Origin of the sequence: Stenotrophomonas sp. AS1, assembly GCF_048957655.1 — a bacterium.
Taxonomy (GTDB): domain Bacteria; phylum Pseudomonadota; class Gammaproteobacteria; order Xanthomonadales; family Xanthomonadaceae; genus Stenotrophomonas; species Stenotrophomonas bentonitica_A.
The window spans coordinates 376,702-400,163 of sequence record NZ_JARVXM010000006.1; the positions used below are offsets into that span (position 1 = coordinate 376,702).

The following is a 23,462-nucleotide window of genomic DNA, read 5'->3' on the forward strand; positions in this document are numbered from 1 at the left end:
CCTTCCGCGCTGGCACTGGCACCCAGTGCCGTGGCATTGCCCGCATCGGCCCACGAGTTCCAGCCGATCGCCGTGGCGTAATCATCGGTTGCCCACGCGCCCGCACCGAAGGCCGAGGCACCGGTACCCGATGCGCGCGACGGCAGCAGACCGAAGAAGGTCGTGCCACCGATCGCCACGCTTTCATCGCCGGTGGCTTCGGAGTACTCACCCACCGCCACCGCACCAGCGCCGGAGGCCGTCGAGGCCGCACCCACCGCCACGGCGTAGGCGTTGGAGGCGACCGCCCCGTAGCCCAGCGCGGACGACAGCTGGCCGGTCGCTTCGCTGTAACTGCCGAAGGCCGATGCACCGGCTTCGGAGGCATTGGCGCGGAAGCCATTGGCGGTGGCCTGCTGGCCCGCCGCCGTGGACTGGCTGCCGGTCGCTGTGGCGTATGCACCGCCGGCCTGCGCGCCGGCGCCGGTGGCGCTCGCACCGATCTCGCTGGCACTGGCGCCGTTGCCGATCGCCACGCTGTCTTCGCCGGTCGCCTGGGCGTCACTGCCCAGGGCCGCGGCGCCGTCAGCGCTGGCCAGGGCATTGAAACCGACGGCCGTGGCGTTGTCCGCGATGGCGGTGGCGCCGCTGCCGAGTGCGCTGGCGCCGTTGCCGATGGCGTTGGCGGCCTCACCGGCAGCCAGCGCATTGTCGCCTTCCACGTAGGCACCGGCGTCGCTGTCGTCGCTGCCGCTGGCCTGGAAGTACTTGCTGGTGGCTTCGGCGGTGGCCGCCACCTCCTTCAACTGCGCAACGTTGACCGCATCGGTGTCTTCGGTACCGGCACCCACATTGGTGATCTGCCGGTCGATGGCCGCATGCACCACGCCTGCGGCGTCTGTCCAGGCTTCTGCGGCGCCGACCGACACGGCATTGGCACGGTCGGCCAGCGAACCGGCACCGAGCGCGACGCTGTTGTCGGCGTCCTTGGTGGTCCACGTGTTGCTGCCGACCACGGTGGAGTTCAGCGCCTGCGCGTAGCTGTTGTAGCCCACCACGGTGGCACCGTCTTCGGTTGCCCAGGCTTCGCTGCCGATGGCCGTGGTCTGGATGCCCTGGGTGACGCTGCCTGCATCCGCACCGGCCAACGCGTTGAAGCCTACGGCCACGCCGTCCTCGGCGGTGGCGGCGTTGTTGCCGACCGCCACACCATACTGGCCCGCGTTGGCCTGCACGCCGAAGGCGGCGCCGGCGATGTCCGCACGCGTGCCCTGGCCGACCGCCGTGGCGACCTCGCCCGCCTGCGCATTGCTGCCCAGCGCGGTGCCGAAGAAGGCGGCGCTGGCATTGGCGCCGAACGCGCTGGCCTGCCAGCCGTCGGCGGTGGCGAAGTTGCCGATCGCGGTGGACTCGCGGCCCAGCGCCCACGCACCGTACCCGACCGCCGTCGCGGCCAGACCTGCCGCCTCCGAGCCAGCGCCGATCGCGACTGCACCGAAGCCCTGCGACAAAGAACCCCCGCCGATGGCGACGGAGGCTGCACCGGATGCCGCGCTCAGATCGCCGATGGCGACTGCCCCGGCAGCACTGCTGCTGGCGTTGCTGCCGATCGCCACGGCATTGTCCCCGGTGACCGTGGCGTTGAAGCCCAGGGCGGTGGATTCATTGGCGATCACGGTGCTGCCACTGCCCAGCGCGGTGGCGCCGTTGCCGATGGCATTGGCGGCCTCCCCTGCCGCCAGCGCGTTGTCACCTTCCACGTAGGCACCGGCATCGCTGTCGGCACTGCCACTGGCCTGGAAGTACTTGCTGGTGGTGGCGGCCGCATCGGCCACCGCATTCAACTGGTTCACGTTCACCGCATCGGTGCCGTCGGTACCGGCGGCGACGTGGGTGATCTGGCGCTGCGCGTCGGCACTGCCGACGGAGACGCTGTCATCGCGGTCGGCGATCGAGTCCGCGCCCAGCGCAACGCTGTTGGCCCCGGTGGAGGTTGCTGCGTTGCCGAGCGCGGTGCTGTTCACGCCGGGCGACCATGCTCCACCACCGACAGCCGTGGAGTAATTGCCCGACGCTTCGGTAGGCAGCAGGCCGAACAGCGCACCACCGACGGCCACACTGTTGATGCCACTGGCCAGGCTGCCCTGGCCGGTGGCGGTGCTGTACGCACCGGACGCTTCGGCATCACCACCGAGGGCCACGCTGTTGGAGCCGGTCGCCTGCGCGAAGCTGCCCAGCGCGGTGGCGTTGAAAGCCGAGGCCACGGCATACCCGCCGATCGCGGTGGTGTAGTTGGCGGTGGCTTCGGAGGCGAAGCCATAACCGGCCGATAACGTGCCACTGACCACGCTTTCGGCACCTACCGCGGTCGCGCCGTCGCCACTGGCAGTGCTGAAGTAGCCCAACGCCACGGACTCTTCACCGGCCGCGTCGGACAGCGCGCCACCGGCCAGGCTGCCGGCGCCGGAGGCGACGCTGGCCGCACCGGTCGCAGTGCTCTGCTCACCCGAGGCCAAGCTTTCGGCACCGCTGGCTGTTGCGTATTCGGCGGTCGCCTGTGCGTTGGCACCGGTTGCGCTTGCGTTGGCACCGCTGGCGACGGCGTTGAAGCCGACGGCACTGGCGTTGTCCGCCAGGGCAAACGCGCCGCTGCCGATCGCCGCTGCACCGGTGCCGGCTGCGAAGCTGCTCGAACCGACTGCGGTGGCGTAATCGCCATCGGTCGCCGCGTTTGCACCGGCGGCCACACTCTCCTCGCCACCGGCGACGGCAACACCGTCACCGCTGGCCTGGAACTGATCGGTGGCTGCGCTCAGCTGATCGAGATTGACCGCATCACTGCCTTCGGTACCGGCGGCGACCTGGGTGATCTGGCGCTGCCGGCCATCGTTGCCGACCGAGACGGTGTAGGCACGATCAGCGACCGCACCCGCGCCGAGCGCCACGCTGTTGGACGCACTGGCATTGCTGCCGGCGCCGATACCGATCGCGCTTTCACCGCCGGCCACCACATTGGTGCCGATGGCGATGGTGTTGATGCTGTTGCCCAGGGCCTGGAAGCCGACGGCGACGCTGTTGTCGCCGTAGCCGAAGGCACCACGGCCGAGCGCGGTGGAACTGCTGCCGCGCGCCCAGCTGTTGTAGCCGATCGAGGTCGATCCGGTGCCGCTGGCCCAGGCCGACTGGCCGACTGCGGTCGCGTTGGCTTCGGTCGCCCATGCACTGGAACCGAAGGCGGTGGCGCCATCGGCAGTAGCCCATGCATAGGCACCGGTGGCCGTGGTTTCTTCGCCACTGGCGAAGGCGTTGTCGCCCTGCGCCACGCTGTAGTCGCCGGTCGCGCGCGCCTTGTAGCCGCTGGCCAGGCTGTTGCTGCCGGTGGCCTGCGCGCCGCTGCCGAAGGCGTTGCTGGTGGTGCCGGTAGCCTGTGCACCGGCACCGACCGCCACGCTGTCCGGCGCCGCGGTCGCACCGATCAGGATCGCATTGCCCTGTTCATCGACCAGCGGCTGGTTGTATTCGTCATAGGCCTGGCCCAGCCCACCGATGGCGACGCTGCCGTTGCCGGTGGCGCTGCTGTTGCGGCCCAGCGCGACGGTGTCATCGCCAACGGCGGCCGCGCCGCCACCCACTGCCGTTGCACCGGCCCCCAATGCGTTGCTGGCCTCACCAGCCGCCAGCGCATCCTCACCCTGCGCGTAAGCTCCGACCGCACCGCCGGCCGCACCGTTCGCCTTGAACTGCGCCGATGTGGCCGAGGCCGACGTCGCGACGGCATCGAGCTGTGCCTTGTTGACCGCATCGGTCGCTTCGGTACCGGCCGCGACATGGGTGATCTGCCGCTCATTGCCAACGTCGCCGACAGAGACGGTGTTGTCACGGGTGGCAGTGGAGTTGGCGCCGAGCGCGACACTGTTGGCACCGCGCGCGGTGCTGTAGAAACCGACCGCCGTGCTCAGCTCACCGCTGGCCCAGGTCTCCGCGCCGAGTGCAGTGGCGCCCTCACCCGGGGCATAGGCGAAGTAGCCCACGGCGGTGGCTTCAGTGCCCGAGGCTTCGCTCAGGGTGCCGTTGGCCACGGCGTAATCGCCGCTGGCGATCGCACCTGCGCCGACGGCCGTGGCGGCTTCGCCGCTGGCCTGGGTCTGTACGAAGAAGCCCAGCCCCGGCAGCAGATCCGCCGGACCACCGATGGCCGTGCTGCTGTTGCCGGTCGCCACGCTCTGCGTACCGACCGCAGTGGAATAGTCACCGGTGGCGTTGGCCACCGCGCCGAAGGCCGACGCCTGTGCACCGGCTGCGTACGCGCCGACGCCGTAGGACGACGCGGCAAACCCGGAGGCTTCCGCACTTGCACCGACCGCCGTGCCGCCCACGCCGGCGCTGGTCGCGCCGGTATCAACCGGTACGCCGCCATTGGTGATCAGCGGATTGCCATCGGCATCCACCGCAGCACCGCCGACCGCCACGCTGCCCGGGCCGTTGGCCTGCGCATTGGTGCCGAAGGCCGCACTGTTCTGGCCGGTGGCGCTGGCGTTGTAACCGACCGCCGTCGCGTTCTGCGCGGTCACCGTGGCGCCGCTGCCGAGCGCGGTCGCACCGTCGGCCAGCGCGTTGGATGCTTCACCGATCGCCGTAGCGTTGTCGCCTGCCGCGAAGGCACCGGCATCGCTGTCGCTGCTGCCGGTGGCCTGGAAGTACTTGTCCGTGTTGGCGGCGACGCCGCCGACGGCATCGAGCTGCGCCTTGTTCACCGCATCGCTGTCATCGGTGCCGTCGGCGAGATTGGTGATCTGGCGGCGCAGCCCGTTCTGCGCATTGCCGACCGACACCGTGTCGACGCGATCGGCGTACGAGCCGGCGCCGAGCGCCACGCTGCCTACCGCAACCGCAGCGGAATTCGCACCCAGCGTCGCACTGAAATCGGCGACCGCAACGCTGAACGCACCGACCGCCACCGACGCTTCGCCGGCACTGGCCGCACCGCGGCCCAGCGAGGTGCTGCCCGGGCCGATAGCCAGTGCGCCGCCACCAATCGCGGTCGCGCCATCGGCGCTGGCTTCGGCAAGACCGCCAATCGCGGTGGCCGCGCCGTTTTCACTGGCCGCCACTGCCGATGCACCGAGCGCGACATCGCCCAGACCGAACGCCGCGGCGCTCTGGCCGAGCGCGATGCTCGCATCACCGAAGGCCAGGCTGCCCTGGCCGAACGAGCTCGCCCCGAGGCCGACCGCGAGTGCTTCGCTGCCCACTGCGGTGGTCGCATTGCCGATGGCCTGGCTGCTGTGGCCCAGCGCCGTTGCGCCGTCACCGTCCGCGTTGGCGCTCGCCCCTGCGGCCAGTGCACCTTCGCCATCGATCTTCGCCGCGTCGGCATCGTTGCCGTCACCGTCGGCCTTGAAATAGCGGGTCGCGCCTTCGGCTGCCACCGCAACCTTGTCCAGCTGCGCCCTGTTCACCGCATCCGTGGCGGCGGTGCCGGCGGCCACGTTGGTAACCTGCCGTTCCTTGCCCGCATCACCCACCGATACCGTGTTGGCGCGGTTGGTCTTCGAGCCGGCGCCTAGCGCCACGCTGTTCGCCCCGGAGGCCGTGCTGTTGCTGCCGATCGCCACCGCATTGCTGCCCGAGGCGGTGGCATTGCCATCAACGACACAGCTGTCGATGACCGTGCTGTTCAGAACCACGCAGTTCGCGTTCCCACCCACCTCCACCGACTGCGCACGCGCTGTCTGCGCGCCGCCTGCCATGCCCACTCCCAGCGTCAACGCGATGGCGGCGCAGAGCAGTGCGGTGTTGCGTCCGCCAGAGGTTCGGCGCTGATCGATGACGACACCCGAGGACTGGCTGCTGGCCAATTCCGAGGCGACGACCATCTGCCCCAGTGCTTTGTTCCAGACCTTGCGATAAATCCGATTCATCGATGCGGCTCCTGATTAGGCTGGTTTTAGGCAAAGCGACGCCAACGCCGGACCGCGTGGTCCAACGTCCCCTGGGGGCGTTTTTTCGCTTGATTTACTGCGTTGTGCGCAATGGCTGGCAGATACCTACAGCGTGCACGCCATCCATGCGGTTACTGTGGAACTGAACGCTGTCGAAATGAGGATGCAGTGTTAACGTACAGTTTGAACAACGTCAAGACTTTGACATTGAAATTCATATGACCGCGAAGTGCGTCACAAAAACCACGCGTTATTGAAGGATTTTGTTAGATGCATGTGAGTAACGGCGATAACGTCATTTCACGTTGTAACGCGATGTAACTCATTGCTGCCGATCATGTTGTCGGGCGTACAAAAGAAAACCGCCGGGCAAGCCGGCGGTTTCTTCACGCGGTTTTCACTGCCTCGACTGGGAGGCGATGCGCAGTATCAGCCGCACCATACTCTTGCGTTGCGGAACATCCGCAGCCACGGCGAATCGCCGTTCCACTCGTCCGGATGCCAGCTGTGGTTGATCGCACGCGGGGTGCGTTCCGGGTGCGGCATCATGATCGTAGTGCGGCCATCGGTGGTGGTCAGGCCGGTGATGCCGTCGGGCGAGCCGTTCGGATTCAGCGGGTACTGGGTGGCTACGTTGCCGTCGCCATCGATGTAACGCAGCGACACGCGCGCCGCCGCCTGATCGACCGCATTGGCGAATACCGCCTGGCCCTCACCATGCGCCACCGCGACCGGCAGGCGCGAGCCGGCCATGCCGCGCAGCAGGATCGACGGCGATTCCACCACTTCCAGCAGCGCAGTGCGCGCTTCGAACTGCTCGCTGCGGTTGCGGCGGAACTGCGGCCAGTGCTCGGCACCGGGGATGATGTCCTTGAGCTGGCTCATCATCTGGCAGCCGTTGCACACACCCAGCGCGAAGCTGTCTTCGCGGGCGAAGAACGCCGCGAAGGCATCGCGCAGCGCGCTGCGCTCCAGCACCGAGGTGGCCCAGCCGCGGCCGGCACCGAGCACGTCGCCGTAGCTGAAACCGCCACAGGCCACCAGGCCGGTGAAATCGGACAGCGCGACACGGCCTTCGATCAGGTCGCTCATATGCACATCGAACGAACTGAAGCCGGCACGTTCGAAGACGTTCGCCATTTCGATCTGGCCGTTGACACCCTGCTCGCGCAGCACCGCCACGCGCGGGCGCGCACCGGTGTTGATGAAGGGCATCGCCACGTCTTCGTTGAGATCGAAGGTCAGCTTCGGCTTCAGGCCCGGCGCGTTGAAGTTGCGCGCGACGGCACGCTCCTGGTCGGCGTTGTCCGGGTTGTCGCGCAGCTTCTGCATGGCATGGGTGACCGACCACCACGCATCGAACAGCGCTTCCCAGCGCCACTCGACCAGGCTTTCGCCCTGCAGCGAGACGCGTACCACCGGCGCGGTGGTCGGACGCGCGATGCGCTGGGCGCATTCGGTCAGTGCGTGACGCTCGACCAGATCAGCGAAGGCCGCGCGGTCTTCCTTGGCGATCTGCACCACCGCACCCAGTTCTTCATTGAACAGGCTGCGGAACGGATCATCGCCCCAGGCATCCAGGGTGATGTCCAGGCCCAGGCGCGAGGCAAAGGCCATTTCGCACAACGCGGCGAACGCGCCGCCATCGCTGCGGTCGTGGTAGGCCAGCAGCAGGCCGGCCTGGCGTGCATCACGGATCAGTTCGAAGAAGGCACGCAGGCGCTGCGCATCGTCCAGGTCCGGCACCGCACCGGCGAAGGCCGGCAGCGCGGAATGGTCGGCGTGCACCTGGGCCAGGATCGAGCCGCCCAAGCGCTGCTTGCCGGCGCCCAGGCCGATCAGCCACAGCTCGCTGTCGGCGTCACGGTCCAGCAGCGGGGTCAGCTGGCCGGTGGCATCGGCGACCGGCGCGAACGCCGAGATCACCAGCGAGACCGGCGAGACCGACTTGTGTGCCTGGCCATCGGCCTGCCACTGCGCCTGCATGGACAACGAGTCCTTGCCGACCGGAATGCTCAGGTCCAGCTGCGGGCACAGCTCCATGCCGACCGCACGCACCGCGTCGTACAGCAGCGCGTCTTCACCGTGATGACCGGCCGCAGCCATCCAGTTGGCCGACAGCTTGACCGTTTCCAGCGCGTCGACCGGGGCCGCGCACAGGTTGGTGATCGCTTCACCCACCGCCATGCGCGCCGAGGCGGCCGCGTCCAGCAGGGCCAGCGGGGTGCGCTCGCCGATCGCCATCGCTTCACCGGCGACGGTATCGAAGCCGGCCAGGGTGATGGCGACGTTGGCCAGCGGCAGCTGCCACGGACCAATCATCTGCTCGCGTGCGGTCAGGCCACCGACGCTGCGGTCACCGATGGTGACCAGGAAGTTCTTCGAGGCGACCGAAGGATGGGCCAGCACGCGCAGGCCCGCTTCATGCAGGTCCAGGCCGGCCGTCTTCAGCGCCGGCCAGCGCGGCGCCGGCGGGTGCACGGTGTCGCGGTGCATCTTCGGCGCCTTGCCGAACAGCACGTCCATCGGCAGGTCGATCGGGGCATCGGCCGGAATGTTGCCCACGGTCGCGCCATAGGCCACGACCAGACGCTCCTCCGCGGTCGCGACGCCAACGGCGGCGAACGGGCAACGTTCACGCGCGCACAGCGCGGCGAACTCGGCCAGACGCGCCTGCGGCACGCCGAGCACATAGCGTTCCTGCGATTCGTTGCACCACAGCTGCATCGGCGACAGCGACGGGTCATCGGCGGGCACCTTGCCCAGATCGATCACGCCACCCACGCCGGAGTCGTGCAGCAGTTCGGGAATCGCGTTGGACAGGCCACCGGCACCGACGTCATGGAACCAGCGGATCGGATTGTCCAGGCCGAGGGCGACGCAGCGGTCGATCACTTCCTGGCAGCGACGTTCCATTTCCGGGTTGTCGCGCTGCACGCTGGCGAAATCGAGGTCTTCGGCGCTCTCACCGGAGGCCACCGAGCTGGCGGCACCACCGCCCAGGCCGATCAGCATCGCCGGGCCGCCAAGCACGATCACCGCATCGCCGGGCTGCAGGCGCAGCTTCTCGACCTGGTTCTGGTCGATTGCGCCCAGGCCACCAGCCAGCATGATCGGCTTGTCGTAGGCGCGGGTCAGGCCCTGCCCTTCGGGCAGTTCAAAGCTGCGGAAGTAACCGAGCAGGTTCGGGCGGCCGAACTCGTTGTTGAAGGCGGCGCCGCCGAGCGGGCCGTCCAGCATGATGTCCAGCGCCGGTGCCATGCGCGGGTTCAGCGCGCGCGGCGCTTCCCACGGCTGCGGCAGGGTCGGGATGCGCAGGTGCGAGACCGAGAAGCCGGTCAGGCCGGCCTTGGGCTTGCCGCCGCGGCCGGTCGCGCCTTCATCGCGGATTTCGCCGCCCGCACCGGTGGCCGCACCCGGGAACGGGGCGATCGCGGTCGGGTGATTGTGCGTTTCCACCTTGATGCAGAACGCCGAATCGACCACAGCCTCGCTGCGGTACTGGCCGCTGGCCGGGTCCGGGCGATAGCGCGCGGCCGGGAAACCGGCGACCACCGCAGCGTTGTCGCTGTAGGCGCTCAACGTGTGCTGCGGGGTCTGCTGGTGGGTGTTCTTGATCATCCGGAACAACGAGTGCGACTGCTCGGCACCGTCGATGGTCCAGCTGGCATTGAAGATCTTGTGGCGGCAGTGCTCGGAGTTGGCCTGCGCGAACATCATCAGTTCCACGTCCGACGGCTTGCGGCCCAGTTCGCCGAAGCGCTGGCGCAGGTAGTCGATCTCGTCCTGGGCCATCGCCAGGCCGAGGCGGGTGTTGGCCGCTTCCAGGTCATCCAGCGCGATCCGTTCCAGCTCACCGCGGGCCGGGGCGCTGAACAGCGCCTGCGCCTGCGCGGTCTCGGCCAGCACGGACTGGGTCATCGGGTCGTGCAGCGCGCGGATCACCGCTTCCTGCGCGGCCGCGTCGGCCGGCCATCCGGCCAGATCGATACGCAGGCCACGTTCGACCCGGCGGATCGGCTGCCCGGCACCGCGGACCAGCTCGGTGGCCTTGCTCGACCACGGCGACAGCGTGCCCAACCGCGGCACCACGAAGCGCGATACCGCCCCGTCCTCACGCCCGGCCAGCGCGGGCTGGGCTTCCAGGATCCGGCTCAGGATCGCCGGGTCCGGGGCCGCATCGCCCTCGGTCTGGATGAAGTAGACATGCCAGGCACCGGTGATGCGCAGATCGGCGGCCAGGGACTGCAGGCGGGATTCAAGACGTTCGCGGCGGAACGGCGAAAGGGCGGATGCGCCCTCGAGGACCATCATGTCCGGGGAACCGTGGTTGGGAACGGGGCCCACTATTGTACCCAACTCGGCCGCCGCGGCCCGGCCCCGGGGTTCGGCAGGCCCAGGCGGTGCCCAGCCCAGTTCACACCCGAACCATGCACTGGTTCACGGATTGGCCGCCGATTACATGACAACGTTATCACCACCTGGCCCACGGCCAGGTGCCGTCTGTCCCCCATGTCGTTGCCGGCCTCTCTCACCGGCGTCCGGAACTGCTGCACGCATGCCGCCATCCCGGCGGCATGCGCACACCACCTGATCGGAGACCACCATGCCAGACCCGATTGCGCGCCGTGCAGTGACATCGTTTACCTCCCCAGCCCCCACCCTGCGCCCGCGGCGCTGGCTGCTGGCCCTGGCCCTGGCCGCTGCGGCCGGCACGCCCACCCTGGTGCAGGCCGCGAACTGTACCGGGGCGCCCGAATGGAACGGCGCGGCCATTTATCTGGCCGGCCAGACCCTGCAGAAGGGAGGCGTGCTGTACCGCGCCAACCAGGACATCTGGAACGCACCGCCGGACCACCCGGCCGGCGCGCCCTACTACACCAACCTGGGCGCCTGCGATGGCAGCGGCAGCAACCAACCGCCCACCGTCAGCCTGACCTCGCCCACCGCCGGGGCCAGCTTCACCGCCGGCAGCAGCATCACCGTGAGCGCCAACGCCAGCGATACCGACGGCAGCGTCAGCAAGGTGGAATTCTTCCGCGGCGGCACCTCGCTGGGCATCGACACCAGCGCGCCGTACAGCGTGGTCTGGAGCAATGCCTCGGCGGGCAGCCACACCTTCAAGGCGGTGGCCACCGACAACAACAATGCGGTGACCTCCTCGGCCACGGTCAGCGTGACCGTCACCGCAGCCAGCAACGACACCACGCCGCCCAGCGTGCCGGGTGGGCTGGCTTCACCTTCCAGGACCGCCACCACGGTGAACCTGGCCTGGAATGCCGCCACCGACAACAGCGGCGGCAGCGGCGTGGCCGGCTACGACGTGTACCGCAACGGCAGCCTGGTCGGCTCGCCGAGTGCCACCCAGTACACCGACGGCGGCCTCACCGCGAGCACGGCCTACACCTACACGGTGCGCGCGCGTGACAACGCCGGTAATGCGTCGGCGCAGAGCAGTTCGATCAGCGTGACCACGGCCGCCGGTGGCGGGGGCGGCGGCAACAAGCGGGTGATCGGCTACTTCACCCAATGGGGCATCTACGGCCGCAACTACCAGGTCAAGAACATCGATACCAGCGGCTCGGCAGCGAAGCTGACCCACATCAACTACGCCTTCGGCAATGTGCGCAACAACCGCTGCGAAGTGGGCGTGACCCAGGCCTCGGACCCGAACACCGGCGTGGGCGGCGATGCGTACGCTGATTACGGCAAATCCTTCGCTGCCGGGGCCAGCGTGAGTGGCGTCGGCGATACCTGGGACCAGCCGCTGCGTGGCAACTGGAACCAGCTCAAGCAGCTCAAGGCCAAACACCCGAACATCAAGGTGCTGATCTCGCTCGGCGGCTGGACCTGGTCGCGCGGGTTCTCCAGCGCAGCGCAGCCGGCCAACCGGCAGGCGTTCGTGGCCTCGTGCATCGATGCCTACATCAAGGGCAACCTGCCGGTCGCCGATGGTGCCGGCGGCGCGGGTGCGGCACTCGGCGTGTTCGATGGCATCGACATCGACTGGGAGTACCCGGTGGCCTGCGGGTTGAGCTGCGGCACACCGGCCGACAATGCCAACTTCACCGCCCTGCTGGCCGAATTCCGCCGCCAGCTCGACGCAGTGCGGCCCGGCCTGCTGCTGACGGTCGCCGTGGGCGCAGGCGTGGACAAGATCCGCGTGACCGATCCGGCCAGCTACCACCCGTACCTGGATTTCATCAACGTGATGACCTACGACTTCCACGGCGCGTGGGATCCGCAGACCAACCATCACTCGGCGCTGTTCGATTCACCGGCCGATCCTTCCACGGGCGACCAGAAGTTCTACAACAGCAATGATGCGATGGAGGCCTTCCTCAGCCGCGGTGTGCCGGCCAGCAAATTGAACCTGGGCATCGGCTACTACGGGCGCGGCTGGACCGGCGTGGCCAGTGGCAACAACGGGCTCTATAAGAGCGCCAGCGGCGCGGCACCGGGCACGTACGAGGCCGGGATCGAAGACTGGAAGGTGCTCAAGAACCTCAACTGGCCGGTCTACACCGACAGCGTCGCCAAGGCCACGTGGATCTCCAACGGCACCACGTTCTGGAGCGTGGACACGCCGGCGATGGTCACCGAGAAGATGGGCTATGTGAAAACCCAGGGCCTGGGCGGCGCGTTCTTCTGGGAGTTCAGCGGCGATGATGCGCAGGGCACCCTGACCAAGGCGATCAGCGACGGTTTGAAGTGATGCCGTCGCGCCGGACGCAGCCCCGTTGATCGAACAGGGCGCTCGCGCGGAGTAAAAAAAAACGCCCCGGCCTGGCCGGGGCGTTCTGTTTCAGCGGCTGCCGCCTGCAGAGACACGTTCCAGCGCCGCCTTGAGCTGGGCCGGCGGCAGGTAGCCACCGAGCTGGGTGCCATCGGCGGCGAAGATCGCCGGGGTGCCGTTGACGCCCATCTGCTGGCCGAGCTTGTACTGCATGGCCACCGGGTTGGTGCAGTTCTTCGGGGTGACGGCCTTGCCGGTCTTGGCTGCGGTCAGGGCCTGCTTGCGGTCGGCCGCACACCAGACCGAGATCATGTCGGTGTAGTCCTGGCTGCCCAGGCCCATGCGCGGGAACGCCAGGTACTCCACCGTGATGCCGTTGCGGTTGAGCTCGGCGATGTCCTGGTGCAGCTTGCGGCAGTAGCCGCATTCGATATCGGTGAAGACGCTGACGGTGTACTTGGCATTCGGCGCGGCGAACACGATGCGCTCGTTATGCGGCACGCCATCGAGCAGTTTGCGGCGGTAGCTCAGCAGGCCCTGGCTGCTGACCGGGGCCTTGTTCTGGATGTCGTACGGCTGGGACTGCATCAGGTAGCGGCCGTCATCGGAAACGTACAGCACCTGGCCGCCGACCAGCACTTCGCGGAAGCCGGGGAACGGGGCGGCGCCGATGAAATCGGGCTTGAAGTTGGGGTCCAGCTGCTGCAGCGCGGTGCGCACGCGCTGGTCGGCATCACCGGCGGCGGCCGGGGCGGCGGCAGTGGATGTGGCCGCCGGAGCGGACGGTTGCTGCGCGCAGGCAGTCAGGCTGAGCGCGCCGAAGAGCGCCGCAATGGCAACACGGAGCATCGAGCATTCCGGTGTAAGAGGTCAGGCTGGATTCTCGCACAGCTGCCTGCCCACGCAGCTGGACCGCAGTGGAACGGTGACGCGCGGCCGGGTTTGGCCCCGCCTCAGCCGCGCGGGTGGTGTTTGGCGTGCAGCTTCTGCAGGTGCTCGCGGGCGACCAGCGTGTAGATCTGGGTGGTGGACAGCGAGCTGTGGCCCAGCAGCATCTGCAGCGCGCGCAGATCGGCGCCACGGTTGAGCAGGTGGGTGGCAAAGCTGTGGCGCAGGCCGTGGGGGCTGATCCGGGCCGGGTCGATCCCGGCCAGCACCGCGTACTTTTTCACCAGCCCCCAGAACTGCTGGCGGCTGAGCGGATGCAGGGAGGGCTCCAGGAACATCGGCACGGCGCCGTCCTGCGGCGTCGGCACGTTGCGCTTGCCGGTGAGCTGCGGCCGCGATTCGGCCAGATAACGCTCAAGCCAGTGCTGGGACTCCTCGCCCAGCGGAACCAGGCGTTCCTTGCTGCCCTTGCCGGTCACGCGCAGCACGCCCTGGCGCAGGTTCACCGCATTGGCCGGCAGGTTGACCAGTTCGCTGACGCGCAGGCCCGCGGCATACATCAACTCCAGCATGGCGCGGTCGCGCAGCCCCAGCGGCGTCTCGATATCGGGGGTGGCCAGCAGCGCATCGATCTGGCTTTCGGCCAGCGCCTTGGGCAGCAGCCGGGGCAGCTTGGGCGGGTCGAGCAGCGCGCTTGGGTCGTCCGTGCGCTCGCCGCGGCGCACGGCATCGGCGAAGAAGGCCCGCAGCGCGGAAAGCAGGCGGGCATTGCTGCGCGGCGACCAGCCATGGCGGGAGCGCCAGGCCAGGTAGTCGAACAGCCCAGCGCGATCGAGACCGGCCAGCCCCCCGGCCGCGCCATCACGCCAGCGCGCGAGACCTTCCAGATCGCGCCGGTAACTGTCCAGACTGGCACGCGCGAGGCCGTGTTCAGCCCAGGCGGTGTCGAGGAAGCGCTGGATGCGCAGGGTGTCGTCATCGCGCAGCTCGGGCAGGTGCTGGATGAGCTGGCGGCGCAGGGCGGGAGTGGTGGCGTCGGACATGCGGACAGCATACGGAGCAGACCGTGCGTGGGCCATCGAACGGGGGCAGCGGGCCGGGTATGCTCCGGGTCATGACCGATACCGCGCTGTCGTCCCCCGCTGCTGATCGCCCTGCATCGTTGCTGCCGTGGCGGCTGTTGTCACTGTTATACGACTTCTTCCCGGCGCTGGCGCTGTGGATGCTGCTCGGTGCGGTGTTCGTGGCGGTCTATACGTTGAGCGGTCACGCGGAGCGGGAAAACATCGCGCCGTTCAGTGCGTGGCAGTGGGCGTTGTGGGCGTGCTGCTGGGGCGTGACGGGGCTGTACGCGACGATGAGCTGGCGCCGCGGTGGGCAGACGCTGGGAATGCGGCCGTGGCGGTTGCAGGTGGTGTCGTTGGACGGCACGGTACCGACGCGCGGGCAGTTGTGGCGGCGGTATGCAGTGGGGACGTTGTCGGTGCTGGCGGCCGGGCTGGGGTTCTGGTGGGCGCTGGTGGATCGGCAGCGGCTGACCTGGCATGACCGGGCCAGCGGGACACGGGTTGTGCGGTTGCCGAAGCACTGCGCCAACCCTTCCAGCGTTTGACATCTTCCGATCGAGCAGAAAAATCAGCCCGACTTTCGTCGGAACAACAACCCGGATACCACCATCATCACGATCGGTGGCAACGCATACGCAATCCGGTAATCGAACTTCAACGCACCTGCCATGCGCCCGAAGAACAACTGCAGCAACCAGAAGCCCAGCGCGAACAGAATGCCCAGGAACAAGCGCTTCCCCATACCGCCACTGCGCAGCGAACCGAACGCGAACGGCACCGCCGCCAGGCACAGCGCCAGCACGTTGATCGGATAGAACCAGCGGCTCCAGTACACATCCTCGTAATCGCGCGCGTCCAGCCCATTGCGCTTGCGGTACTCGATGCTGGTGCGCAGATCCATCGCCGTCAGATTGCGCGGCTTGGAAATGCCGCTGGCCAGCGCCGCCGCATCCAGGCGTGAATCCCACGGCTCGGACTCGGCCGTCTCGCGGGTGGCCGAACGCTCACCGAACGTGTCGCGGCGGACTTTGTTCAGGACCCAGCCGTCGGCGCCGTGCTCGGCGGTGGTCGCATAGGTGAGCGAGGCCAGGCGGCCGTCGTCGGCGATCTTGTACAGGCGCACGTCGTGCAGGATCAGGCGCGTGCCACCGCCGGCCTGCAACTGCTCATCGCCGCTCTGGGCGTTGAGGAAGGTATCGCCTTCGCGCGCCCATACGCCCGAGTAGCGGGCCGCGCTGAGGCTGCTGCCCCACTTGGCGCTGATCTTGATGTCGTCGGCCTTGCTTTGGCCCCACGGACCCAGCGTTTCGCCGCTGAACACCATCACCGCGGTCATCAGCGACAACGCGATCGCCACCGAAACGCTCAGCCGCTTGCGCGACAGGCCCAGCGCACGCAGCGCGGTCAGCTCAGAGGTGGCGGCCAGCTGGCCCAGCCCCATCAGCGCGCCGATCACGGCGGCGGTCGGGAAGAAGGTGTAGGCACGGCGGGGCACGGTGTACAGCACCCAGGCGGCGGCGTGGCCAAGGGTATAGCTGCCCTTGCCGACGTCCTTGAACTCGCCGGAGAAGGCCATCACCACGTCCAGGCCGACCAGCACCGCCCAGGTCAGCAGGACGGTGCCGAACACGGCACGGCCCAGGTACAGATCAAACCGCATGGGGCGCAACACGTTCATGCGGTCCTCCGGGGGCGCGACAGTTTGCCGTCGCGGAAATACATCCACAGGGCCAGGCCCAGCAGCGGCAGGGTCAGCCACCACAGGCCCGCCACGGCGGGGATCTTGCCATCGGCGATCCAGCGGGTGCCGATGAACATCAGGTTCATGCCGACCATGTAGGCCAGGAAGGCCAGCATCATCCGGCCGTAGCGCTGCTGGCGCGGCGAGCTGCGGGCCAGCGGCAGGGTCATCAGGGCGAAGGCCAGTGCGATCAGCGGCGGGGCGATGCGCGAGTGCAGCTGGGCCTGGGCCTCGGGGCGTTCATCGCCGAACAGCTGGGTGGTGCGCAGCAGCTCGGGGTCATCGTCCTTGCGGGTCTCGGCACCGTCGGGCATGGCCACGTCGTTGCGGGCGAAGGTCATCAGCTTGTAGTCCAGCGCGCCATTGGCCGGGCCTTCGACCTGGTGGCCATCGTCCAGTTCCAGGTAGCGCTGCTTGGCGCCTTCGAAGTACATCCGGCCGTGATCGGCGGAGATCACTTCGAGGCGATCCTCCTTCTGTCGCTGCAGGAAGACCTTGCCCAGCTGGGTGCCATCCGGGGAGACCGAAGAGAGGTAGACCACGCCGCCATTGGGCAGCGGGGTGAACTTGCCCGCCTCCAGGCCGGCCATGACCACGCTGCGGTTGGCCTCGTCGATCATCGTCTCCCCGGTGCGATCGGCCCAGGGGCCCAGCCACAGCGAGCACAGGGCGATCAGCCCGACCACGGGCACCACCAGCATCAGCAGCGGGCGCAGCAGGCGCTTGGGGCCGACCCCGATGGCGGTGATGACCGCCATTTCCGAGTCCCGGTACAGCCGGGCCGTGGCCAGCAGCAGGCCCAGCATCAGCGCCAGCGGCAGGATCAGCGGCATATAGACGATGAACTGCAGGCCCAGCTGGGAGAACAGCAGGCGGGCAGGCAGGCGGCCGTCGGCGATGTTGCCGAGGATGTCCACCAGGACACCACCGACGCTCACCACCAGCAACACGATCAGGGTGGCCAGGAAACTCTGGACGAAATCACGCAGGAGATAGCGATCGAGCTTCGACATGGGGCGGTGGTTTAAACTCTCGGATTCGTTCGCGGTGCTGCCCAGTCTACTGACGGGACGTAAACAGCTCGCGATTGTACGGATTTGCCAACGGAATCTGATCAATGGCCCTGGAATTCACCCTGAACCACGCAGCCCCGGCCTCGGCCGAGTGCGATTGCGTCATCGTCGGCGCCTATGCCGACCAGACCCTGAGCCCGGCGGCACAGGCCCTGGACACCGCGTCCGGCGGCCGCCTGTCGGCCCTGATCGCCCGCGGCGACGTGGGCGGCAAGACCGGCAACACCACCGTACTGCACGATCTGCCCGGCGTCGCCGCCGCACGCGTGCTGGTGGTCGGGCTCGGTGAGCCGGCCAAGTTCGGCGTGCCGCAGTACCTCAAGGCCGTGGGCGATGCCAGCCGCGCCCTGAAGAGCGGGGTCAACCACCACGCGCTGTTCACCCTGACCGAGATCGAGGTCAAGGGCCGCGATGCCGCCTGGAACATCCGCCAGGCCATCATCACCGCCGACCACGCCGCCTACCGCTACAGCGCCACGCTGGGCAAGAAGAAGGCCGACGAACCCGGCCTGACCACGCTGGCCATCGCCGGCACCGACACCCAGGCGCTGGCCCAGGGCCAGGCGATCGCCGCCGGCGTGCAGTACGCCCGCGAACTGGGCAACCTGCCGCCGAACGTCTGCACTCCGGCCTACCTGGCCGAGTCCTCGGTCGCCTTCGCCCAGGCCCATGACGGCGCCGAAGCGGAGATCCTGGACGAGCAGCAGATGGAAGCGCTGGGCATGGGCTCGCTGCTGGCCGTGGCCCGTGGCTCGGCCAACCGCCCGCGCCTGGTGGTGCTGAAGTGGAGCAACGGCGGCGACGCCAAGCCCTACGTGCTGGTCGGCAAGGGCATCACCTTCGATACCGGTGGTGTCAACCTGAAGACCCAGGGCGGCATCGAAGAGATGAAGTACGACATGTGCGGTGGCGCCAACGTCATCGGCACCTTTGTCGCGGCGGTGACGGCCAAGCTGCCGTTGAACCTGGTGGTGGTGGTGCCGGCGGTGGAAAACGCCATCGACGGCAACGCCTACCGCCCCTCGGACGTGATCACCTCGATGTCGGGCAAGACCATCGAAGTCGGCAACACCGACGCCGAAGGCCGCCTGATCCTGTGCGACGCGCTGACCTACGCGCAGCGCTTCGAGCCGGCCGCGCTGATCGACGTGGCCACCCTGACCGGTGCCTGCCTGGTTGCCCTGGGCCACCAGACCGCCGGCCTGATGACCAAGCACGACGACCTGGCCAACGAACTGCTGGCCGCCGGCGAGCACGTGTTCGACCGCGCCTGGCGCCTGCCGCTGTGGGACGAGTACCAGCCGATGCTGGATTCCAGCTTCGCCGACATCTACAACATCGGCGGCCGCTGGGCCGGTGCGATCACCGCCGGCTGCTTCCTGTCGCGCTTCACCGAAGGCCAGCGCTGGGCGCATCTGGACATCGCCGGCGTGGCCAGCGATGAAGGCAAGCGCGGCATGGCCACTGGTCGCCCGGTCGGCCTGCTGAGCCAGTGGCTGCTGGACCAGGTCGCCCGCGCCTGATGCCCTGCCCGATCGCGGCCGCCCATCGGTGGCCGCGATCCCGCCCGGCCTGGCGCCGGGTTCTCCCTTCGCTCCAGGCCCTGCCATGTCCCGTGCTGATTTCTACCTGATCGCCAAGCCCCGCTTCCTGACCGAGCCGTTGCGGCTGGTCTGTGAGCTGGCCCGCAAGGCCAACGACGCCGGGCTGTTCACCCTGGTGCTGGCGCGCGACCAGGCCCAGGCCGAAGAACTGGACGAACTGCTGTGGGCGTTCGACAACGATGCCTACATCCCGCACCAGATCGCCGGCGAAGACATGGACGAGGAAGAGGCGCTGGTGCTGATCGCCGTTCCCGGTACCGAGGCCCCGGCCCGGCCGCTGGTCATCAACCTGCGTGACGATCCTTACCTGGCCGCCTGCGACCGCGTGCTGGAGGTGGTCCCGGCCGACCCGGAAGCGCGCGAACCGCTGCGCGAGCGCTGGCGCCAGTACAAGGCGCTGGGCTTTGAGCTGAACAAGTACGACATGTAACCCGCGTGGCGTCCGTCCGGTCGCCGCCGCCCCCGGAGACCCTTGATGCGCCTGTTGATCGCCCTGATCTTTCCCTGGTCCGCCTTCTTCACCATCGGCCGCCCGATCGCAGGCATCCTCAACGTCTCGAAGGTAGCGCCGACTACCAGTCGGCTGTCCTTGTCTGGCAGGCGGCCCGCCGCGATCTGGGCCGCCTGCGCGGTCTCACCGTTCCATACCGGCCAGAAGATCCGTCGCGCCTTAGGGCGTTGAGCTTCCGGCACCCCCACCTTCCGTATTCGATCCTGGTTCCCGCATGACCCAACTCGCCTCCAGCTACGACCCCAAATCCTTTGAAACCGCGTTGTACGACGCGTGGGAGAAGGCCGGCCATTTCAAGCCGTCCGGCAAGGGCGAGCCGTACACCATCCTGCTGCCGCCGCCGAACGTGACCGGTACGCTGCACATGGGCCATGCCTTCCAGCAGACCCTGATGGATGCGCTGGTGCGCTACCACCGCATGCGCGGCTACGACACGCTGTGGCAGGTGGGTACCGACCACGCCGGCATCGCCACCGAGATGGTGGTGTCGCGCAACTTGGCGCTGGCCGGCCAGGGCGAAACCCGCGATTCGCTGGGCCGCGACGGCTTCATCGAAAAGGTGTGGGAGTGGAAGGCGCAGTCCGGTGACACCATCGAACGCCAGATGCGCCGCCTGGGCACCTCCAGCGACTGGTCGCGCAGCACCTTCACCATGGACCCGCAGCCGTCCGAAGCGGTGATCGAGGCCTTCGTGCGCTGGCACGAGCAGGGCCTGATCTACCGTGGCCAGCGCCTGGTCAACTGGGATCCGGTGCTCAAGACCGCCATTTCCGATCTGGAAGTGGAGAGCGTGGAGGAAGACGGTTTCCTGTGGTCGATCAGCTACCCGCTGGCCGATGGCAGCGGCACCCTGACCGTGGCCACCACCCGCCCGGAAACCATGCTGGGCGACACCGCGGTGATGGTGCACCCGGACGATGAGCGCTACGCGCACCTGATCGGCAAGAAGGTGAAGCTGCCGCTGACCGATCGCGAGATTCCGGTGATCGCCGATGATTACGTCGACCGCGAGTTCGGTACCGGCGTGGTCAAGGTGACTCCCGCACACGATTTCAACGATTACCAGGTCGGCCTGCGCCACAACCTGCCGATGATCAACCTGTTCACCCCGGACGCGGCGATCAACGACAACGCGCCGGAGAAGTACCGCGGGCTGGACCGTTACGACGCGCGCAAGGTGATCCTGGCCGAGCTGGAAGACCTCGGCATCCTGGTCGAGACCAAGGCACACAAGCTGCAGGTGCCGCGTGGCGACCGCACCCAGCAGGTGATCGAGCCCTACCTGACCGACCAGTGGTTCGTGAAGATGGACGTGCTGGCCAAGCGCGGCCTGGAGATGGTCGAGAACGGCAGCATCCAGTTCGTGCCGGCCAACTGGATCAACACCTACCGCCACTGGATGGAGAACATCCAGGATTGGTGCATCAGCCGCCAGCTGTGGTGGGGCCACCGCATTCCGGCGTGGTTCGACGACGCGGGCAACTGCTATGTCGGCCGCGACGAAGCCGAAGCGCGCGCGAAGAACAACCTCGCCGCCGACCTCGCCCTGCACCAGGACAGCGACGTGCTGGAGACCTGGTTCTCCTCGCAGCTGTGGCCGTTCTCCACGCTGGGCTGGCCGAACGAACAGGCGATGGCCGAGCGCGGTTTCGAGCGCTACCTGCCGTCTGCGGTGCTGGTCACCGGCTTTGACATCATCTTCTTCTGGGTGGCCCGCATGATCATGGCCACCGACAGCTTCACCGGGAAGATTCCGTTCAAGGACATCTACATGACCGGCCTGATCCGCGATGCGCAGGGTCAGAAGATGTCCAAGTCGAAGGGCAACGTGCTCGACCCGCTGGACATCATCGATGGTATTTCCATCGAAGACCTGGTCGCCAAGCGCACCACTGGCCTGATGAAGCCCAAGGATGCGCCGAAGATCGAGAAGGCGACCCGCCGCGAGTTCCCGGAGGGCATCATCGCCCACGGTGCCGATGCGCTGCGCTTCACCATCGCGGCCCTGGCCACCCACGGCCGCGACATCAAGTTCGACATGAACCGCGCCGAGGGCTACAAGAATTTCTGCAACAAGCTGTGGAACGCCAGCCGCTTCACCCTGATGAACACCGAGGGCAGCACGTTCACCGGTGTGCCTCAGCCGCGGACCGACGCCGAGCGCTGGATTCTCGCGCGCCTGGCCGCGGTCTCGGCCGAAGCCCAGACGCATTTCGCCAACTACCGCTTCGACCTGCTGGCGCAGTGCCTGTACGAATTCGCCTGGAACGAGTTCTGCGACTGGTTCCTGGAGCTGACCAAGCCGGCCCTCAACGGCGCCGACGCCGAGGATGCCAACAGCACCCGCCACACCCTGCTGTACGTGCTCGAGGCGCTGCTGCGCCTGCTGCACCCGTTGATTCCGTTCGTCACCGAGCAGCTGTGGGGCCAGGTCGCCCCGCGCCTGGGCATCACCGATGACACCCTCTCCCAGCGCCCGTATCCGACCGCGGAGGAATTCGCTGGTGACTTCGCCCGCGCCGAAGCCGACGTGGAATGGCTGAAGTCGATGGTCAATGCGCTGCGCCGCGTGCGCAGCGAGTTGAACGTGCCGCCGTCCAAGCTGGTGCCGCTGCTGCTGCAGGGCGGCAATGACGACGACCGCGCGCGCATGACCCGCTTCACCGCCTCGCTGTCGTTCCTGCTCAAGCTGGAGCGCATCGAGTGGCTGGCCAACGGCAGCGACACGCCGCCAGCCGCCACCGCGATCGTGGGCGACCTGACCCTGCTGGTGCCGCTGGAGGGCCTGGTCGATCTGGGCGCCGAACGCGCGCGCCTGGACAAGGAAATCGCCCGGGTGGAATCGGAAAAGGAAAAGAGCGGGACCAAGCTGGCCAAGTTCACCGACAAGGTGCCGGCGGCCGTGGTCGAGCAGGAGCGCGTGCGCCTGGTCGAGTGGACCGCGCAGCTGGAAGGCCTGCGTTCGCAGCGCGCGAAGCTGTAAGCGCTGGGGGGAGGTAGTGCCACGCCATGCGTGGCTGCCTTCCGGGGCGGGATGACGCGCAGCCACCCATGGGTGGCTCCACCTTGGGCCGATGATGTCGCTGTCCATCTTCTGCATCGTGCTGTTCGCCGCCCTGCTGCATGCCAGCTGGAACGCGATCGTCAAACGCGGCACGGACAAGCTGATGACCACGCTGCTGGTCACCGGCTCGGCGGCGGTGATCGCCGCGATCGGCCTGCCCTTCCTGCCCGTACCCGCGCCGCAGAGCTGGCCGTGGCTGGCGACCTCCACACTGCTCCAGGTCGGGTATTACCTGCTGGTCGCCCGCACCTACCAGCTGACCGAGATGAGCGCGTCCTACCCGCTGATGCGGGGCTGCGCGCCCATCCTCGTCGCGCTGGTCAGCACACTGTTCCTCGGTGAGCGCCTTGAGTGGGTCGCCTGGGCCGGCATTGGGCTGATCTGCCTGGGCATCCTGTGCATGACACGCGGCATCTCGCGCCAACATCTCTGGTTGCCGCTGCTCAATGCCGGTGTCATCGCCACCTACACGCTGGTTGACGGCTGGGGCGCACGCCACTCCGGCGCTGCGGTGAGCTACACGCTGTGGCTGTTCCTGCTCTCCGGCCTGCCCTTGCCACTGTGGGCGCTGTGCACCCGGGCCAGCGCGCTGCGCGACTATGCGCGCCGCAACTGGGGCTACGGCATCATCGGTGGCATCGGCACGCTGGTCTCCTACGGACTGGCGCTGTGGGCCATGACGGTCGCGCCGATCGCGATGATCTCCGCGCTGCGCGAAACCTCGATCCTGTTCGGGATCCTGATTTCGGCTTGGCTGCTGCGCGAACGCATCACCCGCCAGCGCTGGCTCGCTGCAGGCCTGATCGTGGTGGGCGCAGTGGTACTGCGGATCACGTAGGGCCACCCCATGGGTGGCT

At 68.0% G+C, this 23,462-nt stretch carries 12 protein-coding genes and 1 pseudogene; 7 read left to right on the forward strand and 6 right to left on the reverse strand.

Annotation, left to right across the window (positions count from 1 at the left end):
* Positions 1–2 precede the first annotated feature (2 nt).
* A pseudogene (locus PV764_RS10680) lies at positions 3–5,900 on the reverse strand (ESPR-type extended signal peptide-containing protein); the annotation flags it as partial.
* Positions 5,901–6,350: 450 nt separating this feature from the next.
* Positions 6,351–10,235, reverse strand: a complete 3,885-nt coding sequence (purL, locus tag PV764_RS10685; protein WP_343312274.1) for a phosphoribosylformylglycinamidine synthase — start codon at positions 10,233–10,235, stop codon at positions 6,351–6,353.
* Between the two features lie 292 nt (positions 10,236–10,527).
* Here purL and PV764_RS10690 point away from each other — a divergent pair, with 292 nt between their 5' ends.
* Positions 10,528–12,636, forward strand: a complete 2,109-nt coding sequence (locus PV764_RS10690; RefSeq protein WP_421116578.1) for a glycosyl hydrolase family 18 protein — start codon at positions 10,528–10,530, stop codon at positions 12,634–12,636.
* 90 nt (positions 12,637–12,726) lie between these two features.
* Here the strand turns inward: PV764_RS10690 and PV764_RS10695 are convergent, their stop codons facing one another.
* Both PV764_RS10695 and xerD read right to left on the reverse strand, forming a co-directional pair.
* Positions 12,727–13,506: a thioredoxin fold domain-containing protein gene (locus tag PV764_RS10695; RefSeq protein WP_046272725.1), complete on the reverse strand. Its 780-nt coding sequence runs from the start codon at positions 13,504–13,506 to the stop codon at positions 12,727–12,729.
* Positions 13,507–13,610: 104 nt separating this feature from the next.
* Positions 13,611–14,588, reverse strand: a complete 978-nt coding sequence (xerD, locus tag PV764_RS10700) for a site-specific tyrosine recombinase XerD (RefSeq protein WP_421116579.1) — start codon at positions 14,586–14,588, stop codon at positions 13,611–13,613.
* 59 nt (positions 14,589–14,647) lie between these two features.
* Here xerD and PV764_RS10705 point away from each other — a divergent pair, with 59 nt between their 5' ends.
* A complete protein-coding gene (locus PV764_RS10705) occupies positions 14,648–15,157 on the forward strand; it encodes an RDD family protein (protein ID WP_421116580.1) in 510 nt (169 codons plus the stop codon).
* Between the two features lie 23 nt (positions 15,158–15,180).
* Here the strand turns inward: PV764_RS10705 and lptG are convergent, their stop codons facing one another.
* Both lptG and lptF read right to left on the reverse strand, forming a co-directional pair.
* Positions 15,181–16,290, reverse strand: a complete 1,110-nt coding sequence (lptG, locus tag PV764_RS10710) for an LPS export ABC transporter permease LptG (protein WP_019182553.1) — start codon at positions 16,288–16,290, stop codon at positions 15,181–15,183.
* Complete coding sequence (gene lptF / locus PV764_RS10715; RefSeq protein WP_046273806.1) at positions 16,287–17,366, reverse strand: LPS export ABC transporter permease LptF; 1,080 nt, start codon at positions 17,364–17,366, stop codon at positions 16,287–16,289. The genes lptG and lptF overlap by 4 nt, the downstream gene beginning before the upstream one ends.
* Before the next feature lie 104 nt (positions 17,367–17,470).
* On the opposite strand from lptF, the gene PV764_RS10720 reads away from it, so the two are divergent.
* The 5 genes from PV764_RS10720 to PV764_RS10740 all read left to right on the forward strand — a co-directional run bounded on the left by PV764_RS10720 (position 17,471) and on the right by PV764_RS10740 (position 23,443).
* On the forward strand, positions 17,471–18,949 hold the full coding sequence (locus PV764_RS10720; protein ID WP_266084195.1) for a leucyl aminopeptidase: 1,479 nt from the start codon (positions 17,471–17,473) through the stop codon (positions 18,947–18,949).
* Positions 18,950–19,034: 85 nt separating this feature from the next.
* Positions 19,035–19,460 (forward strand): DNA polymerase III subunit chi, encoded by a 426-nt coding sequence (locus PV764_RS10725; protein WP_046273804.1) that lies wholly within the window; start codon positions 19,035–19,037, stop codon positions 19,458–19,460.
* 45 nt (positions 19,461–19,505) lie between these two features.
* Positions 19,506–19,712 carry a YqaE/Pmp3 family membrane protein gene (locus PV764_RS10730; RefSeq protein ID WP_421116581.1) on the forward strand — a complete coding sequence of 69 codons (207 nt, stop codon included), beginning with the start codon at positions 19,506–19,508 and terminating at the stop codon, positions 19,710–19,712.
* Between the two features lie 43 nt (positions 19,713–19,755).
* Complete coding sequence (locus tag PV764_RS10735; protein ID WP_421116582.1) at positions 19,756–22,524, forward strand: valine--tRNA ligase; 2,769 nt, start codon at positions 19,756–19,758, stop codon at positions 22,522–22,524.
* Positions 22,525–22,618: 94 nt separating this feature from the next.
* Positions 22,619–23,443 (forward strand): SMR family transporter, encoded by an 825-nt coding sequence (locus PV764_RS10740; protein ID WP_421116583.1) that lies wholly within the window; start codon positions 22,619–22,621, stop codon positions 23,441–23,443.
* Positions 23,444–23,462: the final 19 nt, after the last annotated feature.

What these genes read in the sequence shown, in the direction of transcription:
- purL (WP_343312274.1), bottom strand. Translation starts at nt 10,235, where the DNA reads ATGATGGTCCTCGAGGGCGCATCCGCCCTTTCGCCGTTCCGCCGCGAA.
- PV764_RS10690 (WP_421116578.1), top strand. Translation starts at nt 10,528, where the DNA reads ATGCCAGACCCGATTGCGCGCCGTGCAGTGACATCGTTTACCTCCCCA.
- PV764_RS10695 (WP_046272725.1), bottom strand. Translation starts at nt 13,506, where the DNA reads ATGCTCCGTGTTGCCATTGCGGCGCTCTTCGGCGCGCTCAGCCTGACT.
- xerD (WP_421116579.1), bottom strand. Translation starts at nt 14,588, where the DNA reads ATGTCCGACGCCACCACTCCCGCCCTGCGCCGCCAGCTCATCCAGCAC.
- PV764_RS10705 (WP_421116580.1), top strand. Translation starts at nt 14,648, where the DNA reads ATGCTCCGGGTCATGACCGATACCGCGCTGTCGTCCCCCGCTGCTGAT.
- lptG (WP_019182553.1), bottom strand. Translation starts at nt 16,290, where the DNA reads ATGAACGTGTTGCGCCCCATGCGGTTTGATCTGTACCTGGGCCGTGCC.
- lptF (WP_046273806.1), bottom strand. Translation starts at nt 17,366, where the DNA reads ATGTCGAAGCTCGATCGCTATCTCCTGCGTGATTTCGTCCAGAGTTTC.
- PV764_RS10720 (WP_266084195.1), top strand. Translation starts at nt 17,471, where the DNA reads ATGGCCCTGGAATTCACCCTGAACCACGCAGCCCCGGCCTCGGCCGAG.
- PV764_RS10725 (WP_046273804.1), top strand. Translation starts at nt 19,035, where the DNA reads ATGTCCCGTGCTGATTTCTACCTGATCGCCAAGCCCCGCTTCCTGACC.
- PV764_RS10730 (WP_421116581.1), top strand. Translation starts at nt 19,506, where the DNA reads ATGCGCCTGTTGATCGCCCTGATCTTTCCCTGGTCCGCCTTCTTCACC.
- PV764_RS10735 (WP_421116582.1), top strand. Translation starts at nt 19,756, where the DNA reads ATGACCCAACTCGCCTCCAGCTACGACCCCAAATCCTTTGAAACCGCG.
- PV764_RS10740 (WP_421116583.1), top strand. Translation starts at nt 22,619, where the DNA reads ATGTCGCTGTCCATCTTCTGCATCGTGCTGTTCGCCGCCCTGCTGCAT.